Source organism: Cesiribacter sp. SM1, assembly GCF_020178975.1.
Taxonomy (GTDB): domain Bacteria; phylum Bacteroidota; class Bacteroidia; order Cytophagales; family Cyclobacteriaceae; genus Cesiribacter.
In genome coordinates this window covers 1-11,018 of record NZ_JAHXBU010000083.1, presented here as the reverse complement: position 1 = coordinate 11,018, position 11,018 = coordinate 1, and the positions used below count along the sequence as shown (strand labels likewise).

Sequence of the window (11,018 nt, the reverse complement as noted above, 5' to 3'; positions counted from 1 at the left end):
CTGTCATTATTTGGAATATGCTTGTCAAGCATCAGCCCTTTACGCCTCCAGATCAGTATGAATATCTGGACCAAAAACGAAAGAGAAAGGTGCGAGAACTACAAAAACAATTAGCTAAATTGGAAACAACACTAGCCCAATTAAAAGGACCCCAAAATGCTCCTGTAGAGGCTTTCTAGAAACGTTAGTCAGAATTAAAACAGTAGAAACGTTCTGTTGTAAATTTCCGTTATTGTAATAACTTTGTAATTACGTTAATGGAAAAGCCATGGAGCAACCAATCATAAGAATAGGAAACTCAAAGGGACTTCGGCTATCAAAGAATATTCTTGACAGATATCAGATCAAGGATAAAGTTGAGGTAATCCTGGAAGAAGGTCAGATTGTGCTGAAGCCTGTATCAAGTCCTAGAGAAGGATGGGATAAAGCCTTTAAGCAGATGCATAAAAAAGGCGAGGACCAGCTTTTGATGGATGATGTATTTGACGATGAAAGCTTTGATCAATGGGATTAAGCCAATACGACATCGTGCTGGTCAACCTGGATCCGACGATTGGAAGCGAAATCAATAAGACTAGACCATGCTTGATCATCTCTCCGGATGAGATCAACAACAACCTCAGGAATATCACTATTGCTCCTATGACTACCAAGAGCCATAGGTATCCAACAAGAGTGCAAGTAAGGCACAATAATCAAGTTGGTTGGGTAGTGATCGACCAAATCAGGACTATTGACAAAGCAAGGGTGATCAAAACCTTAGGACATCTTGACGCTAGTGCAATAGCTGAATGTAAGAGGGTGATAAAAGAAACGTTCGTGGACTGAAATAAAATAAACGAATAGTAACAACAGAATAAAGCAAGCTCCCAGCTGCCATTCAGCCATTAACAATGCTATTGTCTACCTTTGCGTGGGCAAAGCAAAGGCCGGTGAAGGTCGCCTGCTTTATTCAACGGACGTTATGCTGCATTGAAAAACTATAATAGATACGCCTCTGATGAATTTTATACTTGGTCTGATTGCTGCATTATTGGTTAGGTACCTAATCCTGACCTGGAATAGTAAAAATAAACCTACATCCGATGGATACGAGGTATTAAAACTTCCTGCCTTTTATGGATACATTGGCGTAATTGGATTGGCCGCCTTCATAGGGGTTTGTATTTCTGCTGTTGAGCAGTTTGCTGCCAAAGGTATGCCAACTATAGGTTTGATAATTGTGGCTGGTACTGTAATGCTGTCCGTATTATGGCTTGGAATACTTCTGATGCTCTGGACATGGGTATTTGAAATAAAAATAAATGAACAAGAGATAATCCAGAGAAGTAGGACCGGCAAAGAATCATCTCTTAAATGGACGGATGTAAAGCAGGTGTCGTTTGACTCTTTATCCCTACAGGTAACACTTACTGACGGTGTAAAAAAGATTAAATGTCATCAACATTCGGACGGTTTTGAAAAGCTGGTAGCCCAAATAAAAACAAAATTGAACCTTGACAGACAAGAGTTAGGGATACCAGAATATTAAATAAAATAAACGCAGCATAACAACAGAATAAAGCAAGCTCCCCTAGCTCTTTCAGCCATTGACAATGCTATTGTCTACCTTTGCGTGGGCGCAGCAAATGCCGGTGAAGGTCGCCTGCTTTATTCAACGGACGTTATGTGCAACAAAAACAGAAGACATGGGCCACAAGAATGTATGCCTTAACTGTAGGAAAGCCTTTAATATGGGAACGGACTACAATAACATACGGGAGGCGGATTGCCCCGAATGCGGACGCCCAATGATTTTGATGTCACACCGATTTAGACCGCCAAAAAAGACTGACGATAAAAAATGGTTGACGGTGGAATACTTGATTGAAAACGGATTTAAATATCAGCACGTCTATAAAAAGAATGAAGCTGGACAACTACTAAATACGTACGCTGACTACCCTAACAACCTTAGAGATGCAAAAGAGTTCGTTGATGAATATAAGGAGCAGGCGCAGAAGAAATAAATAATAATAAGCAGCACATAACAACAGAATAAAGCAAGCTCCCTCAGCGCATTCAGCCATTGACAATGCTATTGTCTACCTTAGCGTGGGCAAAGCAAAGGCCGGTGAAGGTCGCCTGCTTTATTCAACGGACGTTGGCGGTAATTCAACCATGACAAAGGTAGTCCTCTTATCATTTTTAATTTTAGTTTGTTTTTCCTGTAAATCTTCATTTGAGGTCACGGAAAGGCCGACTGATTATTCGACAGTGATTAAGAACAAACATTTTGAAGGGGTTATCTTTTCAGAAAATGCCGATTGCTTCTTATGTCTACTGGACAGAAAGAGATTTAGTCCAACTTTGCAAGACATATCTAAAGCGGAAGAAATATTAAAACAAAAATTGAAGGCCGAAAACACTCCATTAATAAATCAAGGTGGACGATGTCCTTTTATCCACAAGAATCTAAAAAATTATAGGCGGCAATACTTCGGATACATCAATGAGGAAGGAGATAAGGTAATTTATACCACTCTCAACTGGAACAAGTTTACGCTTTGGGACTGGATTCGAGGCTATTCAAGAGATAATAGCGAAGTCTGGAAAAAACAAAAAGAAATGATTCTTGATGGATGCAGTCATCATTGGGAGATTAATATTAATCTGTCAGATGAAGAGCTTTTTGGCCTGAACATCAACGGAGGTGCATAAAAATTCAAACTACCGCCAACCCAAGCAAAATGCAATTGCCGGTCGTGTAGTCTGATAGTGCTCTGGATAATGCAGAATTTTCCGTATCTTAAAAACTAAACTGACCCCGGCAACTGCGTTTTGCAAAAACGTTGGCACTCATTAATAGATGGTTAAAGACAGGTTCTAATGCATGCTTTTCTAATGCAAATATTGAGATTTATGAATACAAAATCCAAGGAAGCCAAAAGTCTTAGCATTAAAGTTGCATCACTTTCTTATCTCATGTTATGTTTCATTTCTATGGTAATGGGAAGTTGTAGTAATGATAAAGATCAAAAGGATGAAGTAATAGTAAGAATAACTAAAGATAATTTAGGACAAGCGTGTGATATAATAAAAGAAGGACTGCCTTATCAATCATTATCACTTGTAGGATTGGATTCATCAACTATAGAAGAGATAATAGAATGCATTTTAGATAATAATGTTAATGTAAAGAAACTTAATATAATAAGTAGTAAATTAGAAAGTACGGAAAATATTTCAAAACTAATTACTCTTGAAGCCTTAAATATTCAATTTTCAAATATCAAAAATCCATCAACAAATCTAACCAGTTTAGTTAATCTTGAAAAGTTATCTCTACCATCCAATCATCTAAAAGATTTGCCTAACCTTGAAGGCTTAAACATTAGATTACTCGACATATCCTATAATAATCTAAAAGTAATTCCTAATTCTGTGTATTCCCTTACCCAACTAGTATTTTTAGATATTGGGGGTAATAATATCAGCCATATAAGTGATAGTTTGAAGAGTTTAAAAAAATTAAAATTTTTGGAAATTTACGATAATGATATGTCACCTGAAGAAATAGAAAAGGTAAAAGCAATGCTACCTTCTGTTGAGGTAAAAGAATACATGCTTATGCCCTAACCCCCAATAATAGGAAGATGGCTGCAATAAGTTTTGAAATCTCTTTTTTAGAAACATCATAGATGGAGTATCTTTTAAAATATATAAAATAAAACGAGTGCCAACAACAGAATAAAGCAAGGGCTGACAGAGCTCTTTGCTATCTTACCAGAAACATCAATCAGACGTACTTTAAGAAGCTGCGGTGAGCAGCCCCTGCATTATTCAATGGACGTTGGGGCCTATTAAAATGAGCATTATACAACCGGACTGGAACCAAGAAAGGCCTGATCCACATCAAATAAATGAAATGTGGAACAGAATGCAAATAGCAAAAATTGATGAATGGTCAGACGCTACACTGACCTTAATGCAAAAAATAAAAGAGACACATATTAACGGTGGACTTCAAATCCATAAATATCAGATTACCGCAGATAAAAGCTTTGATTGGTTTGTGTCCAGAAATCGATTAGATGAAATTGATTTTGTGCAAAACTTAATAAGGAGGCCAGAGCTTCAAAATTATAGGAATAAGCTTAAAATCGGTAATGATACGCTAGTAGCCCAAACACACAAATGGTGGACTGACATTTATGATCTACCTGGGGAATTAGCTAGAATATTAGGACAGGGAGGTGCGTATCACAAACTTGAAGCAGATGAGGCATGGTCTACAGCTACAAATTTTGTCAAAGAAGAATTTCAAAACAGATTTGATGAATTTACTAGCTTCAGTATTGAAATAGAAAATGCTGACTGGTTCTATAATATTGCATGGGACTACTCGACATTGATATTTGATAAACGAACCTATCAGACAGTGATCATCGACATCACAGATACTGATTAAAAAATAATAAACAGGCCCCAACAACAGAATAAAGCAAGCTCCCCCAGTTCGTTCAGCTATTGCTTGTGCAGGCCGTTAGCTTTTCGTACTTTCAGAAGAGGCCGGTGAATGGTCGCCTGCTTTATTCAACGGACGTTAGCCACAATACCATGACTCAAACTTCGCTAATTATCATCATACTTATCTTTATTTCTGCCTGCTCAACGGTTGCTAGCAGGGAAGATAATATTGTAGCTGCTACTAGAAAACCTAAGATAAAGGAGGAGGGCAGGACCTCTACATATATCCAGAAGGTTGACAAAGCCTTTATCGGAATGACTGTTGAAGAACTAAAGGAGGCTTATCCGAATGCGATATTTAAAGAGGAGCCGCTTTATGAATATGGCGTTGACAGTGAAGGCACAGGTTTGTTAGTAATTGAGAATAATGAACCGCTTCTCTTTGCCTGGACCTTGGAAGATGATAATAAGATTCACAGCTTAACTGTTTTATCGCCTAAAATAAAGGTTGACTCAAATGTGCATGTAGGAATGACGGTTCAGGAGTTTTTAGAGAAGTATCCTAATTCGACTCTAGCTATAAACTTGATTGATGACAGGTTTGAATTTATACATATAATGGATAAAAAGTATAGTATCGAGTTTATTACCACCGATAGCTCAAGAGTTGGCAATTATGATTTTAGTGAGGCAGAACCAGAATTTAAAAGTCTCAATCGACCTGAAGCTACAATCGACAGAATAGAAATATTAAAATAAACTGTGGCTAACAACAGAATAAAGCAAGCTCCCCCAGCTCATTCAGCCATTGACAATGCTATTGTCTATCTTTGCGACCGATCAGCAAAGGCCGGTGAAGGTCGCCTGCTTTATTCAACGGACGTTATGTTCAACAAAAATCAGCATGAACTGGAAATACTTCATACCACATGTATGGGAAGAGGAGGAAACGATCTGGGAGGATATCTATCTTAAACAATTTGATAAGCCTGCAGAAAAGACCCTTTATTTGTCCATCAATGGCAGATTAATGTTGGCTAATCCTTCCGCTGATGATGAATTTGAAAAAAGGAGAAAAGAAATATTAGTTCATCTGGACACCCATAACTATCTAATCTCTGAACCGGAGATGTACGTGAAGCGGGACAGATTTAATATTGATGAACTCTTATACTACACCAATATCTTCCTTCAAAGTAAAGGGTACATTGACAATAATCTGATTGAAGGAACGTACGAAGAATTCATCCAGGAGATTGAGGCGCTGTATGGTGATCGTATGGTAGAATGAAAATAATAATAAGCTGAACATAACAACAGAATAAAGCAAATGCCCCAACAGCTTTCAGCCATTGACAGTGCAGGAAGCAAGCCTTGCGTACGTTCAGCAAAGGTCGGTGAAGGGCATCTGCTTTATTCAATGGACGTTGTACACAAGCAAAATCGTCACATTATTCAGTCATGGGATTTGGATTTAACCTTATAGGCTTTCCGTTACTTATTCTGCTGACGATTGGATTGATAGTTGGCTTTATTTTTACACGTAAGAAGGGACTTTTGAAGCTCCTTGGCATAGTGTGGGGACTTCTTATCTTACTCATCATTGTAGGGACAATCAGCGACTATTATCGAAGACCAATAAGGCTGACTAAAAATGATATTGTTGGCACTTATAGAATCGATACAAGCTTCTATCCAGGAGAAAATGCTCGCTGGCAGTATGAACATGTTAAGTTTCAGATAACAGAAGATGATGAGTTCATTCTTACCGTTATGCAGGACGATAACAATTATAAAGAATTACATGGACAGGTAGTGTGGAGTTCAGGACCTCCAGACCTATGGACTGTAAAAATGGATGATACCACTCATCATATTGTTGAATCAGGACCCACACTGTACAGGGGGCATGATAGATTTTATTATGTCTTCGAATCGAGCAAGTGGAATAACATGTTCTTCAGAAAAGAAAAATAAAAAAAGCCTGTGTACAACAACAGAATAAAGCAAATGCCCCCAGAGCTTTCAGCCATTGACAATGCAGAAAGCAATTTTTGCGTACATTCAGCAAAGGCCAGTGAAGGGCATCTGCTTTATTCAATGGACGTTGGGTTGTATTAAAATGAAGCCAGTACTCCTCATATTGACCCTATTAATTTCCACAGTATCCTTTGGTCAGACACATCAAAAGGATGAACGTGTGACAGTTTGCATAAACAAAGAGGAAATAGTAGATGGACAGTTGGTGCTGACTGAAGTTGATAAACCTCCAGATTATTCGAAAGGACTGTTAGAGTTCTTTAAAACCTTATCGGAGACCGTAGAAGTACCACTGCATGCTCATTCCTATAAAGTATATGTATCCTTCATCGTTGATACAACAGGCAGTACCAGAGACTTTTGCGTAAAAAGGAAGTTAAATAATGACGATAATACGGACCTAGAATTTGAAGTAATTAAAGCATTCAAAGCTATCGGTGGTGAATGGATACCAGGAGAACATAAAGGAAAGAAAGTGCCTGTTCGAAAGACTTTGACTGTAGTAATAGACCTAAAAAAAATAATAATAAACACAACCCAACAACAGAATAAAGCAAATGCCCCAAGAGCATTCAGCCATTGATAGTGCAGGAAGCAACTTTTGCGTCCTTTCAGCAAAGGCCGGTGAAGGGCATCTGCTTTATTCAACGGACGTTGGCATTAATGCAAAAAAAGCATGACAGCAAAACAGGCAGTAAACAGAGGCCATTTAGTTATCAGCTTACCCACAATTATTTTATTGATAGGTGGAATAGTGGGTCTGTATTACCTATTAGAAAATATTATTCATCCTGGCTTATTCCTTTTTGGTTGCTTTGTTTTAGTTCCGCTTATTAGCTGGATTTATTATCACTTCGCAATTAGAAAGTGGCTCATTTGGGCTTTATCGGAAGTTGAAGACCATGCTGAACTAAAATTTTATGCAGTTACATCAGGTTTGGTTCTGTCAGAATACAGTTTCCATATTTCAAATTCTAAAGAAGCTAAGCTTCTTAAAAAGTTAGAAAATGATTATCTAATTAGACAACAAAAAAAAGTATTTGAGGATGATCAATCCGTACCTGAAGTAGAAGAAATAGCTTATTCTAGAGCCTACCTTGTTATTAAAGTAGTTGCCGCATGTATTTTTTTTGTATTAGGGCTTTATCTCTTTTTTAGCCTAATGAATTGGGTTGCTGGATTGATGTCTATCATTGCTGCTGCGATGTTAGGCTATAAGTGTATCGATAAACTATCCTCTAAAGAAATCCCATTAAAAATTGGAAATTTTGGTATTGAAGTTCATGGTGATAGATTTGAATGGAGACAGATTCGGAATGAAAGAGCAGTAGCTGAAGGTACAGGTAAACGCCGTAGAAACTATTTAGTGTTTAAAGGCAAATCAAAACCAATGAAAATAGATATCAATGATTTTGATGTAGCACTGGATGATCTTCGAAAAAAGTTAATTTTTCATAGAGCCAGGTATAATAACACTAATGCCAACAACAGAATAAAGCAAGGGCTGTAACATCACTTTACAGCCTCACAACAAAACTCTAACTTACGCTCTATGAGAAGCGGCGGTGACCAGCCCCTGCTATATTCAATGGACGTTGGCCTTAAGTCAATATTCGTTTCGCTTCTTAAGCAGCCGTAGCAGAAAAGATTAGCAGCTGCGTTAGCGAAAGGTAAAGGGATAAGCCGCGGGCAGGAGGGTAAGAGGCGCTGCAGGCAGAGACTTTCAAAAAATGATCTGTCTGTGCAGTAATCATCCTGCAGTTGGCGGAGCAAGGTAATAAAATAAGGTAAGCCCTTGGCAGGATCAGCTAAGCGCAGGAGGACTGGATAGTAGTGCCGGTAAAGCTGGACCTTCAAAAGAAGGACGGATCACTAAGGTCTTGCTCCATCTATGCCGGTAGGCAGGACGGGTGCGAAGCTGGTAAAAGCCTCTGCTGGTTTTGTAACTGCAGAGCAGGAATATAATAAGCGTGGCGCAGGTTGACCTTTAGAATATTGACCAGCAAGCGCAGGTAGACGGATTAATAAATAATAAAACCTAAGGCCAACAACAGAATAAAGCAATCACCCCATCAGCTTTCAGCCATTGCTTGTGCAGGCAGTAAGCTTTTCGTACATTCAGCAAAGGCCAGTGAAAGGGTGCCTGCTTTATTCAACGACCGTTGGGGTCTATTGAAAAACTGCTTATCTTGGTTTTACGTTTCATAAGAATATGACCAGACTGCAAGAAATACTCATACAAAAGATCTCCACAACACAGGATGAGAGAATCCTTCAGGAGATCAACAGGCTCTTAGAAACAGGACTCGATGAAGAAGTTTATCAGCTGACTGATGAACAAATAACAGGCATTGAGGAGGCAAAGGAGCAGATAAGGAATGGACAGTATCTTAGCCATGAGGATGCTAATAAAGAAGTTGAGGAATGGCTTCGAAAAAGGTAATCTGGTCCATTAGGGCCCAGCAGGATAGAATTGCTATATTAGAATACTGGATCAACAGAAATAAGTCTAAGACCTACTCACAGAAACTCTACCACCTTTTCAACCAGGCAGTTGATCTGATTGCTGAACATCCATATATCGGTAGACCGACTTCATACAAGAATGTGAAGTACAAGGTGGTAAGAAAATATCAGCTCTTTTATGAAGAACTCGAGGATAGAATAGAAATTCTGCTCATATGGGACAGTAGAAGAAATCCAGAGACACTCGATAAAATCATAAAAATAAATAAACAGGCCCCAACAACAGAATAAAGCAAATGCCCACAGCGCATTCAGCCATTGACAATGCAAAAATCTAATTTTGCGTACTTTCAGCAAAGGGCAGTGAGGGGCATCTGCTTTATTCAACGGACGTTGCCCTTAAGTAAAATAATTGGTTACTAGAAAATAATAAATATTACCAGTTATAGAATAGCATTTGAGATATGGTCGTGGATGATGGCATATTACCTTCAGTAGTGGCGAGCTTACTGTTTACTAATTTAGCTAATGAATATTCTTCAATAAGTATTAGCTCCAGAGTTCACAAAAGCAGTTATGAAACATGGAACTGTGGCCCTATTATAAAATAGTGATTAGAAGATATTTTAAGGTAGAGACTTCTGAATATTCTTAAAGGCATGAGATTTAACAAAGAGGTTAAAGTATTTTTCTTGATCCTAGTTTCTTCAATACTTGTTTTAGTCTATCTAAGTAATATGGGGATATCTAGGATAAGAAAAGTTAAAGAGAAGGGAGGTAATGTATGTGGAAAAGTAGTACGCAAGAATCAAATTCACAAAGGGGATTTTATGATAGATTTTATATATCATGTAAATGAAAAAGCCTATAAGGGGATTGTTACATTTTATCCAAGTGAAATTCATAATGTTAGCCTCGATGACTGTATTATAGTTTATTATGAGTTAAATAACCCATCATTTGCAATTGGAGTAAAAGATTCTCTAAATAAATGTGCTTGCAAATAATTTGTTGAATTGAAAAGATTGTGTTTCCCTTCCAAGTCTGCTCTGACACGTTTTAAAATAAACCTAAGGGCAACAACAGAATAAAGCAAGGGCTGTCAGCTCTTTGCTATTGAACTACAAAACCTCTAATTTATCGTACTCACAGAAGCGGCGGTGAGCAGCCCCTGCTTTATTCAATGGACATTATGGTTCATTTAATCGCAATGCATAGATACATCTTTGCCATACTTCTTATAGCAATATCTTCTTGTTCTAACTCTAAAACAGTAAGGGAGCATCGACAGGTGAGCGAAATCTTGTGGGCTGTAATGCAGGACAATCCAGAGGACTTCAAAGCAGACTGTAAATTGCTTACTAGCTTGGGAGGTGAATTACAAGGACCATCACATTTATATCATCTGGACTCAAATTTAGCATACAGCTTAAGTACATATCTGACGGAGGATGAAATAACTTATTTACTAGAGCAAAAGCAGGAAAGAAAAGGTTTAGTATTGGAAAGTGACATGTTCAGTCAAGCCTTTGAATTAGTAGATATAAATGAAATAAAGACACTCCAAGCCTCTGTTGATGCTTCTAAAGCGACAGACAATCAACTGGACTACTGGGATGAATTTGAGAAGAAGTATGGCTGTATAATGTCTTTGAGTTTACCTCTAATATCAAAGGATAATAATATGGTTCTTGTTAGAAGCTCCCGTTTATGCGGACCATTATGCGGTGGAAGTTCGATAGTATTATATAAGCTTAAGGATGGACGCTGGCAGCTAGAAGAGATACTTGATGTGGAAATAAATTAATAATAATAAACGAACCATAACAACAGAATAAAGCAAGCTCCCCCAGTGCGTTCAGCCATTGACAATGCTATTGTCTACCTTTGCGTGGGCACAGCAATCTTCAGTGAATGGTCGCCTGCTTTATTCAATGGACGTTGGTAGTCATTATGAACAGGAGACACTACATATTAGAAGTAGCTAAAGAAGTATGGACATTTGGTCATCACATTGACCTGCCAGACGATTATGACTTTGAAGGGGCTAATTCATTGTACAA

General features: G+C 38.0%; 16 protein-coding genes. All 16 read left to right on the top strand.

Going from position 1 to position 11,018, the window contains the following annotated elements:
- Positions 1 to 268 precede the first annotated feature (268 nt).
- The 16 genes from KWJ01_RS13600 to KWJ01_RS13525 all read left to right on the top strand — a co-directional run bounded on the left by KWJ01_RS13600 (position 269) and on the right by KWJ01_RS13525 (position 10,762).
- A complete protein-coding gene (locus KWJ01_RS13600; RefSeq protein WP_224997044.1) occupies positions 269 to 514 on the top strand; it encodes an AbrB/MazE/SpoVT family DNA-binding domain-containing protein in 246 nt (81 codons plus the stop codon).
- On the top strand, positions 505 to 828 hold the full coding sequence (locus KWJ01_RS13595; protein WP_224997043.1) for a type II toxin-antitoxin system PemK/MazF family toxin: 324 nt from the start codon (positions 505 to 507) through the stop codon (positions 826 to 828). Before KWJ01_RS13600 ends, KWJ01_RS13595 begins: the two co-directional genes overlap by 10 nt.
- 172 nt (positions 829 to 1,000) lie before the next feature.
- Positions 1,001 to 1,531 (top strand): hypothetical protein, encoded by a 531-nt coding sequence (locus KWJ01_RS13590; protein ID WP_224997042.1) that lies wholly within the window; start codon positions 1,001 to 1,003, stop codon positions 1,529 to 1,531.
- Between the two features lie 64 nt (positions 1,532 to 1,595).
- Entirely contained in the window at positions 1,596 to 2,009 is a 414-nt protein-coding gene (locus KWJ01_RS13585; RefSeq protein ID WP_224997041.1) for a hypothetical protein, read from the top strand.
- Positions 2,010 to 2,094: 85 nt separating this feature from the next.
- On the top strand, positions 2,095 to 2,700 hold the full coding sequence (locus KWJ01_RS13580) for a hypothetical protein (RefSeq protein WP_224997040.1): 606 nt from the start codon (positions 2,095 to 2,097) through the stop codon (positions 2,698 to 2,700).
- A gap of 201 nt (positions 2,701 to 2,901) precedes the next feature.
- Complete coding sequence (locus KWJ01_RS13575) at positions 2,902 to 3,618, top strand: hypothetical protein (protein ID WP_224997039.1); 717 nt, start codon at positions 2,902 to 2,904, stop codon at positions 3,616 to 3,618.
- Between the two features lie 229 nt (positions 3,619 to 3,847).
- Positions 3,848 to 4,450, top strand: a complete 603-nt coding sequence (locus KWJ01_RS13570; protein ID WP_224997038.1) for a hypothetical protein — start codon at positions 3,848 to 3,850, stop codon at positions 4,448 to 4,450.
- 149 nt (positions 4,451 to 4,599) lie between these two features.
- Positions 4,600 to 5,208: a hypothetical protein gene (locus KWJ01_RS13565; protein ID WP_224997037.1), complete on the top strand. Its 609-nt coding sequence runs from the start codon at positions 4,600 to 4,602 to the stop codon at positions 5,206 to 5,208.
- 145 nt (positions 5,209 to 5,353) lie between these two features.
- The gene (locus tag KWJ01_RS13560) at positions 5,354 to 5,740 is read left to right on the top strand and encodes a hypothetical protein (RefSeq protein WP_224997035.1); all 387 of its coding nucleotides are present in this window, start codon (positions 5,354 to 5,356) and stop codon (positions 5,738 to 5,740) included.
- Positions 5,741 to 5,910: 170 nt separating this feature from the next.
- A complete protein-coding gene (locus KWJ01_RS13555) occupies positions 5,911 to 6,426 on the top strand; it encodes a hypothetical protein (RefSeq protein WP_224997033.1) in 516 nt (171 codons plus the stop codon).
- Positions 6,427 to 6,571: 145 nt separating this feature from the next.
- The gene (locus KWJ01_RS13550) at positions 6,572 to 7,072 is read left to right on the top strand and encodes a hypothetical protein (protein WP_224997031.1); all 501 of its coding nucleotides are present in this window, start codon (positions 6,572 to 6,574) and stop codon (positions 7,070 to 7,072) included.
- Between the two features lie 93 nt (positions 7,073 to 7,165).
- Entirely contained in the window at positions 7,166 to 7,999 is an 834-nt protein-coding gene (locus KWJ01_RS13545) for a hypothetical protein (protein ID WP_224997029.1), read from the top strand.
- Positions 8,000 to 8,701: 702 nt separating this feature from the next.
- Complete coding sequence (locus tag KWJ01_RS13540; RefSeq protein WP_224997028.1) at positions 8,702 to 8,932, top strand: hypothetical protein; 231 nt, start codon at positions 8,702 to 8,704, stop codon at positions 8,930 to 8,932.
- Positions 8,914 to 9,246: a type II toxin-antitoxin system RelE/ParE family toxin gene (locus KWJ01_RS13535; RefSeq protein ID WP_224997026.1), complete on the top strand. Its 333-nt coding sequence runs from the start codon at positions 8,914 to 8,916 to the stop codon at positions 9,244 to 9,246. The genes KWJ01_RS13540 and KWJ01_RS13535 overlap by 19 nt, the downstream gene beginning before the upstream one ends.
- Before the next feature lie 368 nt (positions 9,247 to 9,614).
- On the top strand, positions 9,615 to 9,962 hold the full coding sequence (locus KWJ01_RS13530) for a hypothetical protein (RefSeq protein WP_224997024.1): 348 nt from the start codon (positions 9,615 to 9,617) through the stop codon (positions 9,960 to 9,962).
- A 185-nt stretch (positions 9,963 to 10,147) separates the two neighbouring features.
- Positions 10,148 to 10,762: a hypothetical protein gene (locus KWJ01_RS13525; protein ID WP_224997022.1), complete on the top strand. Its 615-nt coding sequence runs from the start codon at positions 10,148 to 10,150 to the stop codon at positions 10,760 to 10,762.
- Positions 10,763 to 11,018: the final 256 nt, after the last annotated feature.

Excerpts from the sequence above, each read along its gene's own strand:
- KWJ01_RS13600 (WP_224997044.1), top strand. The coding sequence starts at position 269 with ATGGAGCAACCAATCATAAGAATAGGAAACTCAAAGGGACTTCGGCTA.
- KWJ01_RS13595 (WP_224997043.1), top strand. The coding sequence starts at position 505 with ATGGGATTAAGCCAATACGACATCGTGCTGGTCAACCTGGATCCGACG.
- KWJ01_RS13590 (WP_224997042.1), top strand. The coding sequence starts at position 1,001 with ATGAATTTTATACTTGGTCTGATTGCTGCATTATTGGTTAGGTACCTA.
- KWJ01_RS13585 (WP_224997041.1), top strand. The coding sequence starts at position 1,596 with ATGCTATTGTCTACCTTTGCGTGGGCGCAGCAAATGCCGGTGAAGGTC.
- KWJ01_RS13575 (WP_224997039.1), top strand. The coding sequence starts at position 2,902 with ATGAATACAAAATCCAAGGAAGCCAAAAGTCTTAGCATTAAAGTTGCA.
- KWJ01_RS13570 (WP_224997038.1), top strand. The coding sequence starts at position 3,848 with ATGAGCATTATACAACCGGACTGGAACCAAGAAAGGCCTGATCCACAT.
- KWJ01_RS13565 (WP_224997037.1), top strand. The coding sequence starts at position 4,600 with ATGACTCAAACTTCGCTAATTATCATCATACTTATCTTTATTTCTGCC.
- KWJ01_RS13560 (WP_224997035.1), top strand. The coding sequence starts at position 5,354 with ATGAACTGGAAATACTTCATACCACATGTATGGGAAGAGGAGGAAACG.
- KWJ01_RS13555 (WP_224997033.1), top strand. The coding sequence starts at position 5,911 with ATGGGATTTGGATTTAACCTTATAGGCTTTCCGTTACTTATTCTGCTG.
- KWJ01_RS13550 (WP_224997031.1), top strand. The coding sequence starts at position 6,572 with ATGAAGCCAGTACTCCTCATATTGACCCTATTAATTTCCACAGTATCC.
- KWJ01_RS13545 (WP_224997029.1), top strand. The coding sequence starts at position 7,166 with ATGACAGCAAAACAGGCAGTAAACAGAGGCCATTTAGTTATCAGCTTA.
- KWJ01_RS13540 (WP_224997028.1), top strand. The coding sequence starts at position 8,702 with ATGACCAGACTGCAAGAAATACTCATACAAAAGATCTCCACAACACAG.
- KWJ01_RS13535 (WP_224997026.1), top strand. The coding sequence starts at position 8,914 with ATGGCTTCGAAAAAGGTAATCTGGTCCATTAGGGCCCAGCAGGATAGA.
- KWJ01_RS13530 (WP_224997024.1), top strand. The coding sequence starts at position 9,615 with ATGAGATTTAACAAAGAGGTTAAAGTATTTTTCTTGATCCTAGTTTCT.
- KWJ01_RS13525 (WP_224997022.1), top strand. The coding sequence starts at position 10,148 with ATGGTTCATTTAATCGCAATGCATAGATACATCTTTGCCATACTTCTT.